Annotated in this window: 22 protein-coding genes; 16 read left to right on the top strand and 6 right to left on the bottom strand. The window is 40.1% G+C overall.

What is annotated here, in order from left to right; translation table 11 throughout:
• Nucleotides 1–50: 50 nt before the first annotated feature.
• The 4 genes from ACKWCF_RS02900 to ACKWCF_RS02915 all read left to right on the top strand — a co-directional run bounded on the left by ACKWCF_RS02900 (nucleotide 51) and on the right by ACKWCF_RS02915 (nucleotide 4,410).
• Nucleotides 51–1,187 (top strand): citrate synthase, encoded by a 1,137-nt coding sequence (locus ACKWCF_RS02900; RefSeq protein WP_409479198.1) that lies wholly within the window; start codon nucleotides 51–53, stop codon nucleotides 1,185–1,187.
• Between the two features lie 2 nt (nucleotides 1,188–1,189).
• Nucleotides 1,190–1,816, top strand: coding sequence for an MOSC domain-containing protein (locus ACKWCF_RS02905; RefSeq protein WP_409479199.1), 627 nt, complete (start codon nucleotides 1,190–1,192; stop codon nucleotides 1,814–1,816).
• Between the two features lie 12 nt (nucleotides 1,817–1,828).
• The gene (locus ACKWCF_RS02910; protein ID WP_409479200.1) at nucleotides 1,829–2,227 is read left to right on the top strand and encodes an HIT family protein; all 399 of its coding nucleotides are present in this window, start codon (nucleotides 1,829–1,831) and stop codon (nucleotides 2,225–2,227) included.
• 800 nt (nucleotides 2,228–3,027) lie between these two features.
• On the top strand, nucleotides 3,028–4,410 hold the full coding sequence (locus ACKWCF_RS02915; protein ID WP_409479201.1) for an aldehyde dehydrogenase family protein: 1,383 nt from the start codon (nucleotides 3,028–3,030) through the stop codon (nucleotides 4,408–4,410).
• A gap of 17 nt (nucleotides 4,411–4,427) precedes the next feature.
• On the opposite strand, the gene ACKWCF_RS02920 is transcribed toward ACKWCF_RS02915, so the two are convergent.
• The 5 genes from ACKWCF_RS02920 to ACKWCF_RS02940 form a co-directional block, all read right to left on the bottom strand.
• On the bottom strand, nucleotides 4,428–4,664 hold the full coding sequence (locus ACKWCF_RS02920) for a hypothetical protein (protein ID WP_409479202.1): 237 nt from the start codon (nucleotides 4,662–4,664) through the stop codon (nucleotides 4,428–4,430).
• Nucleotides 4,665–4,854: 190 nt separating this feature from the next.
• The gene (locus ACKWCF_RS02925; protein WP_409479203.1) at nucleotides 4,855–5,937 is read right to left on the bottom strand and encodes a D-alanine--D-alanine ligase family protein; all 1,083 of its coding nucleotides are present in this window, start codon (nucleotides 5,935–5,937) and stop codon (nucleotides 4,855–4,857) included.
• A 44-nt stretch (nucleotides 5,938–5,981) separates the two neighbouring features.
• Complete coding sequence (locus tag ACKWCF_RS02930) at nucleotides 5,982–6,563, bottom strand: DJ-1/PfpI family protein (protein ID WP_409479204.1); 582 nt, start codon at nucleotides 6,561–6,563, stop codon at nucleotides 5,982–5,984.
• A gap of 54 nt (nucleotides 6,564–6,617) precedes the next feature.
• The gene (locus tag ACKWCF_RS02935; protein WP_409479205.1) at nucleotides 6,618–7,436 is read right to left on the bottom strand and encodes a hypothetical protein; all 819 of its coding nucleotides are present in this window, start codon (nucleotides 7,434–7,436) and stop codon (nucleotides 6,618–6,620) included.
• Nucleotides 7,433–8,524, bottom strand: a complete 1,092-nt coding sequence (locus ACKWCF_RS02940) for a GNAT family N-acetyltransferase (RefSeq protein ID WP_409479206.1) — start codon at nucleotides 8,522–8,524, stop codon at nucleotides 7,433–7,435. Before ACKWCF_RS02940 ends, ACKWCF_RS02935 begins: the two co-directional genes overlap by 4 nt.
• Nucleotides 8,525–8,644: 120 nt before the next feature.
• On the opposite strand from ACKWCF_RS02940, the gene ACKWCF_RS02945 reads away from it, so the two are divergent.
• The 11 genes from ACKWCF_RS02945 (at nucleotide 8,645) to ACKWCF_RS02995 (ending at nucleotide 18,085) form a co-directional block, all read left to right on the top strand.
• Complete coding sequence (locus ACKWCF_RS02945) at nucleotides 8,645–8,884, top strand: ferredoxin (RefSeq protein WP_409479207.1); 240 nt, start codon at nucleotides 8,645–8,647, stop codon at nucleotides 8,882–8,884.
• A 59-nt stretch (nucleotides 8,885–8,943) separates the two neighbouring features.
• The gene (gene nth / locus ACKWCF_RS02950; protein WP_409479208.1) at nucleotides 8,944–9,549 is read left to right on the top strand and encodes an endonuclease III; all 606 of its coding nucleotides are present in this window, start codon (nucleotides 8,944–8,946) and stop codon (nucleotides 9,547–9,549) included.
• Nucleotides 9,550–9,554: 5 nt separating this feature from the next.
• The gene (locus ACKWCF_RS02955; RefSeq protein WP_409479209.1) at nucleotides 9,555–10,037 is read left to right on the top strand and encodes a hypothetical protein; all 483 of its coding nucleotides are present in this window, start codon (nucleotides 9,555–9,557) and stop codon (nucleotides 10,035–10,037) included.
• Nucleotides 10,038–10,043: 6 nt separating this feature from the next.
• Nucleotides 10,044–11,075, top strand: a complete 1,032-nt coding sequence (locus tag ACKWCF_RS02960) for a thiamine ABC transporter substrate-binding protein (protein ID WP_409479210.1) — start codon at nucleotides 10,044–10,046, stop codon at nucleotides 11,073–11,075.
• Nucleotides 11,065–12,507, top strand: a complete 1,443-nt coding sequence (locus ACKWCF_RS02965) for a hypothetical protein (RefSeq protein WP_409479211.1) — start codon at nucleotides 11,065–11,067, stop codon at nucleotides 12,505–12,507. The genes ACKWCF_RS02960 and ACKWCF_RS02965 overlap by 11 nt, the downstream gene beginning before the upstream one ends.
• A complete protein-coding gene (locus ACKWCF_RS02970) occupies nucleotides 12,485–13,123 on the top strand; it encodes an ATP-binding cassette domain-containing protein (RefSeq protein WP_409479212.1) in 639 nt (212 codons plus the stop codon). Before ACKWCF_RS02965 ends, ACKWCF_RS02970 begins: the two co-directional genes overlap by 23 nt.
• Before the next feature lie 103 nt (nucleotides 13,124–13,226).
• Nucleotides 13,227–13,988 carry a 3D domain-containing protein gene (locus ACKWCF_RS02975; protein WP_409479213.1) on the top strand — a complete coding sequence of 254 codons (762 nt, stop codon included), beginning with the start codon at nucleotides 13,227–13,229 and terminating at the stop codon, nucleotides 13,986–13,988.
• Nucleotides 13,989–14,058: 70 nt separating this feature from the next.
• Complete coding sequence (locus ACKWCF_RS02980; RefSeq protein ID WP_409479214.1) at nucleotides 14,059–14,868, top strand: hypothetical protein; 810 nt, start codon at nucleotides 14,059–14,061, stop codon at nucleotides 14,866–14,868.
• A gap of 204 nt (nucleotides 14,869–15,072) precedes the next feature.
• Nucleotides 15,073–15,900, top strand: a complete 828-nt coding sequence (locus ACKWCF_RS02985) for a flagellin (protein ID WP_409479215.1) — start codon at nucleotides 15,073–15,075, stop codon at nucleotides 15,898–15,900.
• Nucleotides 15,901–16,293: 393 nt separating this feature from the next.
• Nucleotides 16,294–17,121 carry a flagellin gene (locus tag ACKWCF_RS02990; protein WP_409479216.1) on the top strand — a complete coding sequence of 276 codons (828 nt, stop codon included), beginning with the start codon at nucleotides 16,294–16,296 and terminating at the stop codon, nucleotides 17,119–17,121.
• Nucleotides 17,122–17,473: 352 nt separating this feature from the next.
• Nucleotides 17,474–18,085 (top strand): transposase, encoded by a 612-nt coding sequence (locus tag ACKWCF_RS02995; RefSeq protein WP_409479217.1) that lies wholly within the window; start codon nucleotides 17,474–17,476, stop codon nucleotides 18,083–18,085.
• Nucleotides 18,086–18,117: 32 nt separating this feature from the next.
• On the opposite strand, the gene ACKWCF_RS03000 is transcribed toward ACKWCF_RS02995, so the two are convergent.
• Nucleotides 18,118–18,669: a hypothetical protein gene (locus tag ACKWCF_RS03000; protein WP_409479218.1), complete on the bottom strand. Its 552-nt coding sequence runs from the start codon at nucleotides 18,667–18,669 to the stop codon at nucleotides 18,118–18,120.
• 679 nt (nucleotides 18,670–19,348) lie between these two features.
• Here ACKWCF_RS03000 and ACKWCF_RS03005 point away from each other — a divergent pair.
• The gene (locus tag ACKWCF_RS03005) at nucleotides 19,349–20,182 is read left to right on the top strand and encodes a flagellin (protein WP_409479219.1); all 834 of its coding nucleotides are present in this window, start codon (nucleotides 19,349–19,351) and stop codon (nucleotides 20,180–20,182) included.
• Nucleotides 20,183–20,500: the final 318 nt, after the last annotated feature.

Consider the following 20,500-nt stretch of genomic DNA (forward strand, 5'->3'; position numbering starts at 1 on the left):
TGGTATTTCTAAAGTGTTAATCGACACAAAAAATATTAAAAGGAAAGACTATGGCTGACATTACTATTTACGAAGGCGCTTTAGATAAAGGCTTAGAAGGCGTTGTTGCTTGTACAACTTCGGTTTCATTCATCGTTGGAAATAACTTAAACTACCGTGGCTACACGATCGACGATTTAGCAAATAACTCGACATTTGAAGAAGTTGTTTACTTATTATGGAATGGTCGTCTTCCTAACAAAACTGAATTAGCGCAAATCTCTGAAGAGTTAAATAAAAACATGGCTCTTGATGCTAACTTCATTTCTGTTCTTAAAACTTTACCTACAAACGTTCACCCAATGGGTTGGTTGCGTACGGCGGTTTCCTTACTAGCACACTACGATGTTGATGCTAATGATATGTCTGTTGAAGCTAACGCGCGTAAAGCGGTTCGCTTAACAGCTAAAATGGGCGCGTTAGTAACTGCGTTCGAATCTATCCGTAACAAACGTGAAATCGTTCAACCTAAAGCTGGCAAATCAATCGCATGGAACTTCATGTACATGTTAAAAGGTTCTGAGCCAGATGCTGAATTAGTTTCTATCATGGATAAATGTTTAATCTTACACGCTGACCATGAATTAAACTGCTCTGCTTTCGCAACTCGCGTAACAGCTTCTTCATTATCTGATATGCACTCGGCAATTGTTTCTGCTATCGGCGCTTTAAAAGGGCCTTTACACGGTGGAGCGAATGAGCAAGTTATGGTGATGTTAGCTAAAATCGGTACTATGGAAAAAGCTCAAGCTTTCGTAAAAGATGCTTTAGCTGCTAAAGAAAAAGTAATGGGTATCGGTCACCGCGTTTACAAAGATGGCGATCCACGTGCAGCGATCTTACGTAAATTCTCTCAAAGCTTAACTAAAAAAATCGGCAAACCTGAATTATACGAAATGTCTGTTTTAATCGACGAGACGATGTACAAAGAAAAAGGTTTAATGCCGAACGTAGATTTCTACTCAGCAACTGTTTACCACGCTATGGGTATCCCAACTGATATCTTCACACCGATCTTCGCTACTTCACGTATCGCGGGTTGGATTGCGCACGCTAACGAACAATACGAGAAAAACCGTATCTACCGTCCACGTGGCAAATGGCAAGGTAAAGAAGGTCTTAGCTGGAAACCAGTAGACGCTAGATAATTATGATGAAGGTTGTATCTACAAACGTAGGAAAACCTCAAAAGTACACTCTGGATGATGTGACCATCGCAACGTCGATGGTCCGTCACTCGGTTCCAGAGCTCACAATTAATAAATTACGCGTTGAAGGGGATGAGTTCGCTAACCCCGAATTTCACGGAGAATTCGACGCTGTAGTTTATGCTCTTTCAGCAGACCGTTATCCCGAATGGGAAAAATTCTTAAATAAATCATTTCCTTTAGGTCATCTTGGCGAAAACTTATCGATTGATAAATTACGCGAAGAAGATTTTTACTTGGGTGATGAGTACCAAGTTGGTACAGCGATTCTTCGTGCCACTGGCCCACGTTACCCCTGCAACAAATTAAATTACTCATCAGGCGATAAACGCTTACAGCGTGAATTTGAATCGCGTGACTGGTGTGGTATTTATTTTGAAGTTGTTAAAGAGGGTAAAGCTAAGCCTGGCGATGAGTTAAAGCTTGTTAAACGTGTACAAGATCAATTTACCGTTTTAGATTTATACCAAGCTATGCGCGCTAAGAAAAAAGGGCAACGTGACGATGCAAAGTCAGCGAAGCTAATCGCGTGTGAGCAGTTATTAGAAAAATATCATAAAAGAGTTTAGGGAGTTACTACTATGGCTACAGTGTTTACAAAAATTATTAACGGTGAATTACCATCCTACAAAATTCATGAAGATGATTTAACGTTATCATTTTTAGCTTTAGACCAAGTAAACCCAGGCCATGTGTTAGTGATTCCCAAACAAGAAGTGAATCACTGGTTTGATGTGCCACCAGAAATTTACAACCGCGTTGGCCACAATGCGCAGATGATTGCTAAAGCCATCAAGATCGCCACAGGTTGCCCACGTGTAGGTGTAATGGTTGCAGGTTTTGAAGTGCCTCATTACCATATGCATTTGATTCCCGCTTCAAGCATTCCAGAATTAGATTTCAAACGCGCACAAAAACTATCTCCAGATCAAATGGAAGCGATCCAAAAAAAGATCATTGAAGCTTTAAATTATAAATAATTAAAAATTGGATTCTGCTGAAAACAGATTTTTGGCAATTAAAATGCAAAAAGCGAGATTGTTCGTACCCAACCTCGCTTTTGAGACGTTCGATTTACTTTCTGAGAAAGGAAATCCGAATGTCGAATTTAATCGGAACTAGCCATGTTCAGAGTAAATATCGGAGGAAAAGACGCGACCTTAAATATATCTTAAGTCTAGTTCTACTCATCTTAGCGGTGATTAAACAGATGATAGAAATATTGAAATCGCTGACATTCTAGGAGCTTCGCACTCGCTTAACGGATCACCTGACGTACACTTGTGAAAAGTTTTTCGAGTTAACCCAGAAAGTGTAATGTTTCTTAAGTGGGTTTGGGTTGCGAACGCTTAATTTTTTATAAAATTTAGTGCTATTTTTTAAGTTTGTTTAGTCGCGTTTCGTGACGCTTTAATTCGAGATAGTAGCGGTAAATTCTAAATCTTTTTGTCTCAGAACGCATATAAGTTCTTGTTATGGAACACCCAAATTTTTTGATTTTGTGATTTCGCCACAGCTTCGATATTCTTTACTTAACCGTTCTAACGGTTCGAAAGGAGGTGGTCTTATGGTTAAACAACTAGACATAACTAAGGCGGAGGTGGCTACTTCTTAGAGAAATCTAAAAGTATGCACAAAGTAGCCTTTGGCTGCTGAGTTAGGCCTCTAAAGCCGAACCTCCGCCGAAGAATGTCATTTCGAATCTTGAAATATATTAGATTCAAACAGCCGGAAAGAATAAGATCTTCCGGCTGTTCCTTTTTTAGGGTACAACGAAGCCATGGATATTTTGAATTTTATCGATGGTGACTTTGCTAAACCTGCGCAAAACGCTTTTTTCGCTCAAGAGCGACCTTTCAACGATAAATCAGTACAAGTCAGCAATAGTTCAGCTTTGGACTTAGTAAAGGCCATTCAAGGCTCGCACACAGCGTTTAACACGTGGAAAGATTCATCGCTCGAAGACCGCATTCAGTTGGTTGATAAAATCTCTCAATATTTAGAAACCCATAAAATTCAATTCGCCGAATCAGAGGCTTGGGATCAGGGTTTAAATTTACAATTTTCATTAACAGCCAATATCGAAGTGGCTTTGGAAAAACTTAAAGATCAAAAAGCTCAATTACAAAAAGGCATTCCTGAAGGTTACGGCGTTTTACCCGTAGGCGTTGTTGGTGTTGTGCTGTCATGGAATTTATCAACACGTGTCTTTGCCGAAAAAGTATTGCCCGCGGTCTTAGCCGGAAACTCGGTGATCGTGAAAGCTTCAAGCTATTCACCAGTGACGGTAAAACTTTGGGGAGAACTCTTCCGTTCAGTGGGGTTAACTGCGGGTCTTGTGCAGATGTTACATAGCCAAGATGTGGCATTTAAAAAACTTTTTATTACGCACCCGGGGATTAAGGCTTTACTGGTAACCGGTAATTTAGAAAACACCAGCGAAATTATTAAAACTGTAGCGCAAATGACGACACAACAGTTTAAGAAACTACAAATTCATTCAGGATCTAAGAATACCGCAGCGGCTTTAAATGAACCAAACGAAGCTGAAATGGGTGAAATTTTAAACTCATTCTTACAAGGACAAGGTCAACTGGCGTGGAATTCATCTAGGCTTTTTATTTTAGATAAACATGAAAAACAATGGACTGATTTTGTAGCTCATAAGCTACAAAATCTAAAACCTTCTGAAAGTATTCATGATAGTTCGCCGTGGACACCGCTGATGAAGATGAAGTCGGTGGATCAGTTCGCTTCGCTGATGATGCAGGCTAAGACAGATCAGGCTAAAATCTTATCGGTAGACGGGGTTTTACCTTCAAATAAATATGTAAAACCATTTTTTACTAAAGACATGTCGAATTGTTCAGTGTTGCAACAAGATCAGGTGCATGGGCCAGCTTTTATTTTATCGACGGTGAAATACGGTTTTGATATTCCGAAATACAGCAATGTTTCTTATTACGGGCATTCAGCCTCAGTGTGGACTGAAGCTGGCAAAAACCAAAAGGTCATCCAAGCCTTGGATGTTGGTCTAGTATCTACAAATCAGTGGAGCATTTATTCGCCAGGAGTGGTGGAAGGTGTCAAACAGTCATCGTTTGGAAATATGAATAGCCAGATTTTTGGCGATTTCTTTTCAAACGTCAAGAAACTGACGTAAGTCCGTAAACAAAAATACTACTGCACCGTATGGCTTTTTGAACGCATGCGAATATTGCATTGCGGGCAGAAAGCTTCTTCTTTAATTTCAAGGCTATTTTCTTCAGACGTTACTTTCAGTTCTAATGGTGTCGCACACAGCACACAATTGCATTGTAATGCAATAAACGCCTTCTGGAATGTGTTTTCAGTTTTCTCGTAACGAGGTAGATCAGATAATTTTAGATGGCTATTCGCCGAATCTTGCGATCTCATGTGGGCTCCTCCTGAGCTGTTTTCTCGATGTCGTTTTCGAGAGCCGTCTTCACATCCTATGAATCTGGCTTTCTATATATAATCTCACTGCAAGTTCTGTTCACAGACCAACATCTAGTCTGTGCTTGCATAGTTGTGAGAGATATTATTCCTTCGCTTTTTAATGAGACGGAATAATTTTCAATTCCGGTTACGATCTAAAGTCCAAATTTAATTGGTTATCAAAGTCGTTTTTATCAAAAGCTAATTGAATTAATTTAGTAATCAAATCGCCGTACTGCACGCCTTTGGCTTGCCACATCATGGGGTACATCGAAATTTTTGTAAAACCTGGCAGCGTATTAATTTCGTTCACCATTAACGAGCCATCTTTTTTCATAAAGAAATCTACACGTGTTAATCCGTCGCAGTATAAAGCTTGGTACGTTTTTACCGCTAAGCTTCTTACTTGCTCGATTTGTTCCGGGGTAATTTTCGCAGGAATTACAATTTCAGCGCCGTTTGGGTCTAAGTATTTCGCTTCGTAAGAGTAGAATTCGTGTTTAACCACTAACTCGCCAGGCATTGCCGCTTCCGGTTTTTGGTTTAACCCCATCACTGAACATTCAACTTCACGGCCATCAATAAATTCTTCAGCTAAAACTTTGTGATCGTATTTAAAAGCATCTTTAATTTTTACCGCAAAATCTTCTTTCGATTTGATTTTGTGAACGCCAACTGAAGATCCCGCATTGGCTGGCTTAATAAAGAACGGTAAACCTAGCTGTTTAGAGATTTTATCAAAGTCAGGTGTTTCATAGCTCTTAAGAACAGCCCACTTGGAATTCGGAATTCCAGCCGCTGTCATCACGATCTTCATCACTTCTTTATCCATCGCAATAGCTGACGACATAACACCGCAGCCTACGAACGGAAGGCCTAAGATTTTTAAGTGGCCTTGCATAGTGCCATCTTCGCCGTTTGTTCCGTGAATGATGGCAAACGCACAATCTAGTTCTTGGCGTTGTTGGTTTTGTAAATTTAAAGCGTAAACTTTTGATTGCGCGCGAATTAACGTGACCGTTTGTTCTTGCGCCATTTTATTATCGTTAATCGACTCTAAAGTTTCGAAATCTTTTTCGTTGATTGAATACCACGTTCCTTGTTTTGAAACGCCTAAAAGCACCGGAGTAAATTTAGATTTATCCATCGCTTTAAAAATATTACGAGCTGAATTAATTGAAACTTCATGTTCTGAAGAGTGGCCACCGAAAATAATTGCGATTTTTTTCATGCGAAGCGTGATCCTTTACATCTACACTATCAGTGTATTCGTAATTACGCCATCTCGACAAGTTCTTTGGTAAAAGCACGAATGCCGGTATAGACCTCGAATGGTGTAGCGTCATTCATGTAAGCTGGAGTCGTGATGACTTTTGTATCGCGGTCAGTGATGTAATCTGTCGATGGACATTTCTCGACACTGACATTCCATTTTTCAACGATCTCTGTTTCAGGATAATCCTCGCCTAAAGTAATATTTGGTTTACGTTTAGCCAAAACTTTTGCCACGACAATCGGGGCCATACAAATCGCACCGATCGGTTTTGAATCGTCATAAAACTTAGAAATAATTTTTTCAACAGTGGGGTTCACTGTCATTTTCACTTTGTCTTTAGCCCATGTTGAAATGTGTGTGGCATTGCCAATGCCGCCCGGTAAAACTAAAGCATCAAAGTTAGCTGGGTTTAGTTCTTCTAAAGAATAAAGTTCGTGGTGATTTAAAGGTGTTGAGCGGTCAAAGGCGAAAATTTTAAATTCGGCTTTGAATTCAGAAAGAGAAATTAAAAGACTGATTGTTTCGGTAATTTCAGATTGGCCTGGTCCAAATCCCACAGCCAAGACAGCGATTTTTCTCATTGTAATAACCTCTCGAGGTGCGAAGACCTCGAGAAGAATATAAACTAAATTGGCTTAGTCGCCTACAGAAAATCCATTAATGCTGACGCAATCTTCAGCTAAAACTTTACGGCTTTCGAGATCAACTAGACCGCGTACGCAATACTTAAGCACCTTTGAAAAGAACGGCAAATTAGGTGATGTTACAAATGTATAATGCGCGCGCGTCGCTTGTCCGTCGGATTGAATTTCTTTGTTATCTACTAAGTCAAATTCGACTGTACGCACCGGAATTTTACAGTGAAGGCTATCACTGCAAATGCGCGGGTCAGCTAAATCTGGAGATAAACCCAGTTCGCTATCGACTACAGATAAATTATGACAAGTGACTTTCTCTTCGCGGCAAGCAAAGACCGCCATCGCGATAAAAGCGCGGTACATAAAAAATGGAACTTTATCGGCAGCTTTTGCTGTTAACTGCTGGCGAGGTACTGACTGAGATTCAACATCTGACGAATGACTGAACTCAAGCGGGTAAGCAAAGTTATTAAACGACTGGTTTGAGTTTAAATAATCCGTTTTTGAATAATCTAAATTAATACGCGTCATTGTCGTATCACTCACGATTGAATTTACAATCAGCGATTGGCCAAAAAGTTTGACTGATTGTGAATCTTCATAGGTAGTCACAGCTATTAAGCTGCTCGATTCGTTGCGGTTAATATCATCCGGTGTCAGTACACCGATACCTTCAGCCATTTTAGATTCAACTTCATCAGCTGAAACCGCCGGGCCAAGATTAGAGTCTTCTAGGTTTTGCTTCTTCATACAAGAAGCTTGTGTGAAAGCTACAAAAGCTAACGCAGATACGATGATTAATTTTGAAAGCTTCATATAGAATCCCAACCCCAAACCCAAAGTGGTAGTGGTAAAATGGTTGCTAAAACTTTGCGTGTTTCTGGTTTAATAAAAGTCATTTCATCAATAGTCGCAGGGCCAAATAAGATTTTTGCAAGGTCCGCTTCTTCGTCTAAGGTGTAAAGATCTTGTCCGTAACCAAATACGATTTGCCCATGCTGTTTTTCTAGAACGATTTGATCATAACCTTCAGCGCGAAAAGCTTTTTTTACTTTTGTGGCGATGGCTTCAAAGTTATGAATACGAATCATCGCTAGAAAACCGCGGTGGCTGAAAACTTGTAAATCATCTAATACTTTTCTTAAATTCTTCGCGTGTTGCGGGACCATTAAGTGATAAGGTTGATTTTCAGTTTTTACGATGTGGCTTACGATATCTAACAGAGCATCAATTTGGCCGGCCCATTCGTGAATAAATGTTTGTAAATCAGCACCTTTGCCGTCAACTGCATAAGCTAACAGTTGATTGGTATTGCTCCAGGCTGTGTACACATTTGCATTAGGTATTTTTAAATACTGTTGTACTTCGTCTAAGGTGCGCACTGAAGCCACGCTGTGCTGGCTATACAGTTTTAGTAGGGCTTGTGGATCGACTTGTGTACCTTTAACGATGCGAATATTTTCGCTGCGGGTTGGAAGAGGTTTATCGATCACATAAGTGTGTTCAAAGCCTGCTAACTCGAAGCCGAATTTTTGATAAAATTCGGTTTTGTCTGTCCATAGCATCACTAAATCGCAATCCTGCGCTGTGGCTTTTGCTAAACAATTTTGCATGTTCAAAGTGCTTAAACCCTGTTGGCGATGCGACGGATCTGTGACGACCGAGCCAATAGCGCCTATTTTGTAGATAGCATAAGGCGTTTTTGTTATAATAGGCTTAATCAAAGCGTGTGAAAGAATTGATCCACCCTCTTCAATAATGCTCATGTTGTGGATATTTGAGGGAGTCAAAGCTGTCGGATATTCACTGTTAATGGGCCATGTTGAATCGGCTCTTAATTGATGATTCAAAAAATCGACAACATGATCAAATTCATGCTGTTCCGGAGATCTGGGCTTTAACATAATAAAAAACTCCTTATGATAGGATTATTATAGCTGTGAAACCGGGGACTGTGATGGGCCAGTTCTATGAATTTGACTTAAGCCCAGATATTAACTACATTGCGGCGATAGGAGAACGGTATGGCTGATCTAGGTCAAAAATGGAAAGAAAATAAATCTGGCAAAATGTTTGTCGATCAATCCTGCATTGCTTGTGATGCTTGCGTTTTAACGGCTCCTAAAAATTTCGGTATGCACGAAGAAGACGGTCATGCATTTGTAACGAAGCAACCTGAAACTCAAGAAGAAGAAGCAGCTTGTAAAGAAGCAATGGAAGGCTGTCCAGTAGAAGCCATCGGCGATTTCGGCGATCAAGGCTAATTAGCTTGGCTAAAAAAATCACCCAACCTAAGTCCGGCTCGCTCGACGTTAGTTGGTGTTTGAACCTTCTTAAAAAAAATTATCCAGACGCTCACTGCGCACTTAATTTTAATAATCCTTTTCAATTGATGATAGCCACGATCTTATCCGCGCAATGTACGGATGAGCGTGTGAACATCGTAACCAAAGATCTTTTTAAAAATTATAAAAAGCCAAGCGATTTGGCTGACGAAGATGTTGAAGTTATTGAAACAGCGATTCGTTCAACGGGGTTTTATAAAAACAAAGCCAAAAACATCAAAGCTAACTGTCAGATTTTAAAAGACAAATACAACAATCAGATTCCGCAAACCCTGGATGAGTTAGTGGCGCTACCGGGCATCGGCCGTAAAACAGCAAACGTTGTTTTAGGAAATGCTTTTGGTATTGCAACGGGTGTGGTCGTGGACACACACGTAACTCGTTTAGCAAATCGTTTTGGCTGGGTCAAAATTCAAGATGCGGTTAAAATCGAACAAAAACTAAATACTATGTTCGACCAGTCTGAATGGATTATGCTTTCACATTATTTAATTTCGCATGGTCGAGCTATCTGCAAAGCTAGATCTCCGGACTGTGAGAATTGTTTTTTAGCTACCCGCTGTCCACGTAAAGGTCTAAGATAGCAGACATGCTACAAGCTTATTTTGAAAGTTTAAAATACGTGGGGCATTTGCTTCCGATTTCTTTTCTAAGAATTTTTTTAGGCTATTTTTATATTCAACAAGCCGTTAAAGACTGGAAAGTTCATGTGATCGGTAATTCGATGGTGAGCGATCTTTTAGTAGAAGCTTTAAATAAAACACAAATGCCATTTTGGTATCGTTTCTTTTTAACAGAGCACTTGATGAGCCATTGGCCATTTTACGCCTTTGTTCTTGTCGGAATACAAGTCATCATCGGGTTTTCATACTTGATCGGATATGTGGTTCGGCCAGCATCTATCTTAGGGTTGTTGCTTTGTCTGAACTACTTAGCTGTGGCAAGTTCCAGCCAGGAATTTTTCTTTAAGTTAATGATTGCCAGTCATGTGTTATTAGCGTGGGTGGGTGCCGGTCGTTGTTTAGGGTTAGATTATTATTTTTATAAACGTTATCGCGGAATTTGGTGGTAGTTTTTAATGAAGCATTTCTTAGCTTTTGTTGCAGTTATCTTTTCATGTTTAACAGTATTTTATTTTTATCGTGACGATGGCCAAGCTAGTGCCGATTACACAAGTTTAAAAGTGTATGGTTCTGGTTCTTTCATCGGTTCTTGGGGCCCAGGCCCGAAACTTAAAGAAGTTTTCGAAAAACAAACAGGTATTAAAATCACTTATTTAGAAATGTCTGATCCAGCCTTAGTATTTCAAAAGATTTCTTTTGAGGGTAACCAAGCGGTGGGCGACGTGATCTTAAGTTTAGATCAATACGATATCGCGCGTTCGGCTGATAAATTAACTTGGAAAACAATTGAATCAAAAACATCCTTTAATCTTCCAGAAAATTTAAAAGAACTAGAGAAAATGGAACAATTCAAAGCTTATGACTGGGCTCCGATTGCTTTTGTTTCTCGCGATGATCTAAAAGTAACGATCGAAAAATTAGATGATTTGTTAAAGCCGGAACTAAAAGGCCGTATCGCTTTAGAAGATCCACGTACTTCATCGCCAGGGTTAAATTTCTTAGCTTGGATTTACAAGGTAAAACCTGAAGCCGAAGCTGATAGCTTTGTAAAACAATTAATGGTGCAAGCTCACAGCTTTTCACCAAGCTGGTCTGGTGCTTATGGGTTATTTAAAAACAAACAAGCTGACATCGTGTTATCGTACGCAACATCACCGGTTTATCACTTAGTTGAAGAAAAAGATTCTCACTTTACAGCGATTGAGTTTAAAGAAGGTCATCCGATTCAGGTCGAATTTGCGGGCGTTCCTGATTCTTGTATCAACTGCGATGCCGGCGTTCGCTTTGTTCAGTTTTTACAAACTCCAGAAGCGCAAAAAATCATTATGGAAAAGAACTATATGTTTCCAATGGTTAAATCGGTGCAAGAAGGCACAGCGTTTGACGGTGTAAAAAACTTTAAGCTTCTTCCTTTCAAAATCGAAATGAAAGAGCAATTGCAAAAATGGTTAGGCACTTGGTCTGAGCTAAGAAAAAATGAAGGCTAGCGCTGTAAAGTTATTATTAGCTTTATTTTTTCTATTTCCGTTATTCGTTCTATTCTATTTTTTTAAAATTGATCTTAATTACGATGCCCAAGAAATTCTTTGGGCGTTAAAGAATTCTTTCTTACAAAGCTTTGTAACAGCTTTTATCGCTGTTACTTGCGGTTACTTCGGGGCTTTAGGTATTGCAGGAACCAGCGGTGTTTGGCAGCGTGGCTTAAAGCTTTTGGCAGTTATTCCGGTGTTCTTACCTTCGCTATTTTCAGTGATGATCGGAATGTCGTTAATTCCGTCGTTTCCTTTAGGTACTATCGGCGTAATTTTTATTTTATCGCTAATCTACATTGGTTTTGCCGCATCGATCTTAAGCGAAGAAGTGATGGCGCAGTTAGGTCGTCTTGGTTTTGTTGCCCAAGTCTACGGGTTATCAAAATTTAAGTTTCACACTCGCGTTCTTGTTCCGGTCGTGGGGCGTTCTACAGTTTTTGTTTTTGCAACTATCTTTGTGAATGCGCTTACCTCATTTACGATTCCACTTTTAGTGGGCGGTGGTAAAGGTACTAATTTTGAAGTTTTAATTTTTGAAAAAATCTTTATTGAGCAAAATTGGTCGTTGGCCGTGGGGTTATCGGTATTGCAGCTTTCGTTGGTGGCAATCATGGCTTTGTGTTTACGTGCGCGTAAAGACATTGTAGCGGCTGAATTTTATCAAAGCAGATTGGTTTCATCTAAGATCGGGCTTTTAGGTTTTGGTTTATATTTAGGTTTGTATTTCTGGGGTTATATTAAATTAGCTTTAAATACGACTAATATTTATTACTTTAACGAAATTTTTAATGACGATTTTTATCAGGCTCTGTGGCAGTCTTTTGTATTTTTCTTCTGCTGTCTAATTTTGTTTTTTATTTTATTCTGTGCGGTTTTTTATCTGCGCTATCATTTAAAAAATTTGCGCTTTTTAAATTTCTTTTTAAATCCTTCATCAGTGTTAATCGGTTTTGCTTTTTATTTATTGCTGCCGGCCAACCACGCCGTTTTTGATTTTTGGAAAGTCGCTTTAGTTTTTTCGGTAGTTGGCTTTGTTTCTTTTGTAAAATCCAATTTTGAAAATCAAATGCAGCTTTTTGAACAGCAAATCAAGGTAGCCAGATCTTTCGGTCTAAGTTTTTCAAAATTTTTATTTACGATTTATTTTCCGCAAATTAAAAAACGTCTGCATTTTGCAGTTTCATTATTGTTTATCTTTTGTATTTCAGAATTTGGGTTAGTTAAAGCTTCTGGCGCTGCAATTAAAACTTTAGGCACCGAGATGGCGACGTATTTATCAAGTTACCGAACTGAAGGGGCATTTGTTATAAGCCTTGTGATCTTAGCGGTTTGGATCGTGGCAACTTTTATTTCAGGAGCACTGCTTGGCGTACATAAAAAATCTTAATTATAAAATCGATGATTTTAGTTTGGTTATCTCTGATCTTGAAATTAAAGAAAACACAGTCACAGTGCTGATGGGGCCATCAGGTTCAGGTAAAACAACGCTGTTTAATTTAATCACGGGATTTATTCCGCACACTGATTGGACTTTTGAAATCGGTGGTGTTGATTTAGCAAAATTATCTATCGAAGACAGACAGCTGGGTGTGGTTTTTCAAAGCCATGAGTTATTTCCGCACTTAACAGCGCGTGAAAATGTTGAAGTAGTCATGAAGGCTCGTGGTAACACGAACAGTGAAGCTTTAAATCAACTCGCAAAATATAAAACAATTTTGCAATTAGAAGCTTGTTGGAATACCAAAGCGCATGTGCTTTCGGGTGGTGAAAAACAACGAGTCTCTTTATTGCGTGCGCTTATGGCAAAACCTCGCATGCTTTTATTAGACGAGCCGTTTTCATCATTAGATGAGCACAATAAAGAAGAGGCTCGCTACGTCGTTAAATCCGCTCTAGAGGCAGCTAAAACCACGGCCCTGTTAATTAGCCATGACCCCAAAGATGCCCAATTCTTCGGGCCACAATTGGTGCAATTGGCCAACGGGAAGATTAAAAAGCCCTAAATTTCACTTGGGGCTGACCAATATTTTGACAACCTGGTAACTAGTAAAAAGACCCTACGTTAACTGAGCATTTCAGAGCGAAATCTGCTATAAGAAAGCCGTTGTGAAAAAGCTTTCTTTAGCCCTTATTTTTATGAATATTTTTCTGCTGCTTGGTTGTGGTGGTGGAAGTGATTCGTCAAAATCTAAACGCTATGCACGCACACCGAAAAAAGTTTTAAGCGAAGCTGAAAAAGCAAAGTACATTACACCAACGATTTATCATGTCGCCGATTACTCTTCGCTCAATGTTTCGCAATGTTCTGAAAAGACAGAGATCAGCTTGCGTAAAAGCAAAGATAATTTTGTAAAAGTTCCGGTTTGTCGCAAAGCTTTTAAAGGCTGCGCCCTTCAAGGAAGCTGTTATATTCAAGTCGATGGCCAAAAAACCATGATTAACTATCACAAAAAAGTAAATGGTGTTGTGCAGTTTATGCTTGTGGATAGATCTGTGTGTAAGCATGGCTTGGGCGATTCGAGTGATAAAAAACAAAGCTTCAAAACGATGTGTTTAGATCCGTTTTATTCGGTAGCAGCAGATACGGATATTTATCCTTTAGGCGCTGTAGTTTATATTCCAGCCGTGCGTGGTGCTTCTTTACCGGATGGCTCAGTTCATGACGGTTATTTTGTAGTACGTGATACCGGTGGTGGCATTGATGGCCGCGGTCGTTTTGATTTCTTCACAGGCGACGTTGGTCTTAACGCAAGCAACCCTTTTTCAAACCTTGGTCTGGGTGGTGAATCGAATTTCGATTACTTTATTGTCTCAGGATCAGAAGCTCAATCGGTGCGTGAGCGCCGCGCGTTTCCACTGCTTAAATAAGCCCTCGACTAGACTTCTTATTTACCTCTTTAACCTTTATTTTACAGAGTGAAATTCCGAAAAAAGTAATGTGCGTTTAGATGCCATGTCGCAAATCTTTTTAACGATTCTCGGATTAGCCCTTCTTACTTGGGTGGGTAAGTATCTTTTTGTACTTTATTACTACAGAAAAAAGAAAGAAGAGATTAATCGTCTTGAAGCGCGCACAGCGGTTTTACGTATGCTTTTAAAAGCAAAGCTAAAACGTAAAGGTTCGCAAATGCAAGATCAGTACAAAGATGACAAAGAATTTTTAGCAGCAATCACGTCTAAGTTAGAATTGCTTACAACTTTTAATTTTCATCGAAGTTCTGATTATGACGATGTTTTAAATATTTTAACATCGATCTCTGAAGCTATTGATATGCAGACGGTGAAAGAAAATCCTGCTCTGTATACAGCTCATCATGTGCATGCGGCGAAAGCCCGCGAAGATGTGCTTGCGAGCGATATTGACCAAGCAACAGCGAGCGCGAATGATAACTCAAACAAGTACAATGATCATAGAGCGCAACTTGATCGCTGGTCGCAGCTTTTGAAGTACGATAAAGGCAACTTGTATATTGTGAAAGAGCTTGTTGAAACAACAGAAGAATTAAAAGTAAAAGTTGAACTTTATAATATTGAACAAGAAAACAAAGAGCTTAAGTTGCCAGTGCCAAATTTAATCGTGGTTGATAGTTTTGAAGGTTTGCGCGCACTTATTAATCGCGACCAAGAAAAATTTAAAGCCGGTAAAGAAGCTAAAAAATCGAATAATCAAGATCCCGAGTTAGCCGAAATCGAAGCGGCTAAGAAGGCCAAGCCATCAAGTGGCAGCGGCAATCAAAACGTAGCCTAGCTGCATCCTAATTTTCAGTAATTTAAAAGCTATTTAATTCACTTAAGATGTGTCTTAGGCTGATACATTCACTTATCTAAATTCATAAAAATCGTATAAATATTAAAGTTTTAACGCATCATGTCGATAATACGTGTGACTATCGAACTGGACTAAAGGCTTGCCGGGTTGGCGAGGTCAGTTCCACATTATAAAGGAACACGTATGTCGCTTCGGATAAACACGAACGTGGCCGCTTTTGGCGTGCAAACCGCCATGGCCAAAACTGAAAGGGAGCTGGAAAACTCTATGAAGAGTCTATCTTCAGGAAATCGCTTTTCTCAGATCAGCACTGACCCTGCTGATAAAGCCATATCAGAAGATTTAAAAAGTGATATTGCTGGTATGGATGTGGCCCGCCGAAATGCGGAGCAGGCGGGAAGTTTTGCCGCCGTTGCTGAAGGTGGTATGGCCGAGCAAACGAACTTGATTGTTCGTATGCGTGAGTTAGCTGTACAAGCCGCCAGTGATACGTATTCAGATACCGAACGATCGTTCATGCAAACCGAATTTGAAAAACTACAACAAGAGGTTGATCGTATCGCGATGACGAGTGCTTTTGGTTCGAGAAAATTACTCGACGGAACATCACAGGATATTGATATTCAGGTCGGTACGAATGGCGATGCGAATTCTAGAATTACCTTCAACGCAGACACAGACACTACATTAGCGGGATTAGGTCTTGGTGGTACGACTGTGGCTGAGAAGTCTGATGCGCGAGATGCGCTTGAAGCTTTAGATGAAGGATTGAATCGTATTTCAATGCAAAGATCTAAGTACGGCGCTTTACAATCACGCTTAGAATCGACTTCTAATTTCTTAGCGGCTTCAATTGAAAGTGTGTCTGGTGCGAATTCAAAACTCGCAGATACAGATCTAGCAAAAGAAGTTTCAAACTTAAGAAAAAATCAGGTTCTTCAGCAATATCAAAGTGCACTTTTAAATACCGCCAACGAACAAGTCGGTATTGCTTTGCGCTTAATCGGCTAATCAATTTTGGCTTTGGTCTGGGTTAAACTAGACCAAAAGCCAGGGGTTCTCAAAAAAAAGTTTAAAAATATTAACTAGTTATCTCGCTTACTTAACGTATTGCGTCAAACAAAAACTAGACCAAGGGCTAAAGTCGACTAGACCATGGTCCGAAATAGTTGTTGTACGTTAGGTGATCTAGAAGAAGCGCAAGCGAGAGACCAGTTCGATAGTCAAACTTACCGGTCTTTAAAAATCCTCTAGAGAACTCATGAAGGAAAACCTTGGCAGTCACCATAGGCCCTTCATGAGTTCATCATCCTAAAAAATACATTTGAATATATTTTTTAAATTTTTGGGGTTTAACCAAAAAAGTAACAAATAACTATTTAGGGAAAATAGGGGGATATCTATATGGGTTTAAGAATTTCAACAAACATGGCGTCAATTTCTGCGCAACGTGCGATGTCTGGACAAACTAAACGTTTGGAAAAAGCATCAGCATCATTAGCAACTGGTAATCGTATTACTAAAGCAGCCGATGACTCTGCAGGTCTTGCGATCGCTGAGAATATGAAAATGGAAATCCGCGGTACTGTGCAAGCTCGTTCGAATGCGTTCAATGCGATTTCGACGATTCAAGTTGCAGAGGGTGGTCTTTCGGAGCAAGCGAACTTAATTGCACGTTTACGTGAGTTAGGTGTACAGGCAGCATCTGATACCGTAGGTGAGACTGAGCGTTTTTACTTACAACAAGAGGCGAGTTCAATCACTGAAGAGATTGATCGTATTTCTAAAACAACGAAGTTCGGTGATAAATTCTTACTGAACGGTACAAATCCGTCGTATGACTTCCACGTGGGATCTGACTCTTCTAAAGAGAACGTGATCACATTTACTTCTGAAGCCGATGCGACAATTGATGGCTTAGGTTTATCAAGCGTTAATATCTCGGATAAAGAGGGTGCGCGTGATATGTTAAGTACCTTAGATGGTGCCTTAGAAAAAGTATCAAGAATGCGTTCAGGTTTTGGTGCGGTTCAATCGCGCTTAGAATCAACAGTTAACGGTCTTGATAGTAAACAAGAAAACTTACAAGCCGCTCGTTCACGCTTAATGGATGCGGACGTAGCGAAAGAATCTGCCGATTTAGCTTCAGCTTCGATGTTACAACAAGCTTCGATCAGCGTGTTATCACAAGCGAACCAACAGCCATACCAAGCGATGAAACTTATCGGTTAATCGTGTTTTGAATGAGTGGGGCATGCTTAACGGCATGCCTCGCAAACTTAAACCTTAGGGTTTTAAGTTTTAAGATCAGCTCGATTTTTCAAACTGATCTTACAAGTTAAAATTTAAAGATTTTAAAAGTTTTGGAGTTATCGCCCTATTGATAGCTTCTTAAACCCGGGCTCTGACGGTTGTTCGTCAGAGCTTTTTTTTTGCCTTTTTCTCGCGACTTGACGTTGGCTTACATACGCGCGGCAGTGGGGGCACCGCCCGGCCTCCGTGCTTACGGCTGATTCGAACTTCGACTTCCTGTTTATTTTAACCGACTCCCGGCACCGCCCCGAAACTTGCGTTTCTAGCGGGTATGAATCAACTCACATTTATTAAGAGTAGAATTAGAAAAGCACATGGTGGAGATTTATCTTTAGGAAAACGCCGTAGTCGACGTCCTCTCGACATAAAGAAGCCGATGCATGTTACCTTGCGGTCGGAATTTGCTTATTCGGGGCGGTGCCTGCTTAAACATCGGAAAATGATTGATACTATTGTAAAAAAGGCATCTCGTCGTTTTAGGATTTCAGTTTATGAGAAAGCTATTTGCGGGAATCACCTTCATTTATTAGTGCGCGGAAAAACACGCTTTGAAATTCAAAATTTTTTTCGTGTGGTGGCCGGTCACATAGCTCAGCAAATTCTAGAGCTACATCCATTACGTGCTAATGAGAAACCCAGAGCAAGGGGCGGTGCCCCCGGGATTAAGAAGAATACATGTAAGCATGCGAAAAATCAGAGAAAGTTTTGGGCGGCTCTTATATATTCGAGAGTACTTTCTGGGTGGGGGAATGAGTTTCGCATCGTCAAAAAATATATCGAGCAAAATACTCTCGAAGCGTTGGGTGTGATTCCATATCAGATCCGTAAATCACGGTATAATGTGATGATTACACGAACGCGGGCGGTGCCCCTTCAGATTTAAGCGAAGGAGCGTTGACCTGTGGATTTAGTTATCTAAAATTCGATTTCGTCTGGGTTGATGTAGTAGCCGTCGTTGCCTTTTTCTACTTGGTCGGCGGTTTTTGGTTTTACTTCGTCTTTGTTTTTTGGGGCTGCTTCTTCTTGTTGTTTAGCTTTTACTTTTGGCTTTGCACCTTGTTTTTTTGCTGGGGCTGCTGCTTCATCACCTGGCATTGGTGGCATGTGGTCTTCTAGTGGTGCATCTGGAATGATACCTTGAATTTCTTGGTTGTTTTCAACGACAGGGCATGAACTTACTACGCGAGCGATCGTGTAGCCTGTCATCTTTTGTACTAAATTGTACACGCATGCACCTTGCTGTAAGTGGTCTGACATAATCATTAATGACGGAGAGTATCTGCGGTCACATTTATCAACGATATATTGATAGTCTTGTAAAGCAGCGATGCCTTTGTTTTTAAAAACGCAGTCGTTTTCTTGTAAAGTCTCTGAAGGTGAAGTTAATGTGCGGCCCGGATCGGCTTGTACTTGGTGAGCTAGAGTTAATCCTAACAAAACCGTTAACATCATTAATAACTGCTTCATGGGGGCTCCTTTAAAGCTTAAGCGACAAAAAGTGGTCCTCTGTTCAATAGAACTACATTCCCTTACGGTAAAAGCCCTCTATTTTCACTCTGAAGGCGCTTATCTATCGCTGCCAATATCAATGCGAAAATACAGCCAAGTTCTGGCGTGTTAAAGCGTGTAAAAACACAGAGTTTTTGATTTGTTTATTTGGTGCCTGCCCCAGTAATTTTAAAAGCGTTTTCTCCTCTGAAATTAAATAAAATTTATTTAAATTTTATACTCGACGAATAGTCTTCAGACTTACAGCTACGGACTAGATAGCTCATAGGTCTAAATAGATAGAAGTCTGTCATTTATAGGTCTTGTACAGACTAGCTGAGACCATGTGCGGACCAGTTTTTTACTGGACCTTGGTTTTGAAAATCACTGGTTTTCGGTCTATTTTTCAAATCCTTAGTCTAGTTTGCCTCCGTCGAAGGTCCAGATTTACAAGACGCGACTAAAGAGCATCACAGACTCGCCGAAAGGTATATCAAGCAAGCGATCGAGACTCGACTGGATAGTCTGGAGATATTTGAAGTTGTGACTGACTTCAAGTGTTGACGAAGGGCTGTTAAGACGGGTGCAGGTCACCAAAACGTACAAAAAACCGGACTACATAGTGTGGTCCGGTTTTAAAACAAAAAAGAGGTCTAACATGGGATTAAGAATTTCAACAAACGTAGCAGCGATTAATGCACAAAGAGTAATGAGTGGTAACACTCGTGAAGCAGGCAAATCAATGGCTCAATTATCAACTGGTTCACGTATCACTAAAGCCGGCGATGACGCTGCAGGTTTAGCGATTTCTGAGAACTTAAAATCAACTATCCGTTCATACGGTCAAGCATCTAGAAATGCTAATGACGGTATCTCGATGATCCAAACTGCTGAGCAGTCAATGGGTGAAATTTCTAACGTGTTAACTCGTATCCGTGAGTTAGGTATCCAAGCTTCTTCTGATACTATTGGTGACCAAGAACGTGGTTTTATCCAAAAAGAGGTTGATGCTCTTAAATCTGAAGTACAACGTGTAGCTGAATCTACAGCTTTCGGTTCTCGTAAATTATTAGATGGTACTGGTGGCGTTTATGATATCCACGTAGGTACATCTGCTAATCCTTCAACTGACTGGATCGGTTACGATGCTTCTACAACTAACGTAACTACAGATGCATTAGGTATCGCTTCATTAGATTTTACAAATAAACAAGGTGCTCGTGACGGTTTAGCGGCTTTAGATACAGCGCAATTATCAGTAAACGGTTCACGCGCTAACTTAGGTGCTTTACAAAATCGTTTAACTTCAACAACTGATGTTATCGGTACAATGGTTGAATCTATGTCTGCTGCGAACTCTCGTCTACGTGATGCTGATATCGCTGCAACAACTTCTGAATTAGCTCGTAACCAAGTGTTACTACAAGGTACTACTTCTGTATTATCTCAAGCTAATCAGCAACCACAAATGGCTCTTAAATTAATCGGTTAATTATAATTGAATAAATGGTTGGGCGGGGTGCGACCTCGCCCTGCTCAACAATTTAAATATTGCTCGGCTAGCTTGGTAACCACTAAGCTAGCCTTTTTTTTTGGTTTTTCATGATTACGGGGAAATTGTTGCTGGTTTTGATCTGCCTCCGGCAGACCTTTTTTCTGAAGGGCCGACCTCTCGGTCGTCCTTGGTGCTAAATTCGTTGTTTTGTTGTTTTGCTTACTTTGTGTTCATCAATATCTTTTCATTTGGCTAAACAAAGGCGCATACGCTTGTTGCTGCAAGGCAATAGTCGTTATGGTGGCTGCTCTTGAT

This window comes from Pseudobdellovibrio sp. HCB154 (assembly GCF_046267985.1).
Classification (GTDB): Bacteria; Bdellovibrionota; Bdellovibrionia; order Bdellovibrionales; family Bdellovibrionaceae; genus Pseudobdellovibrio.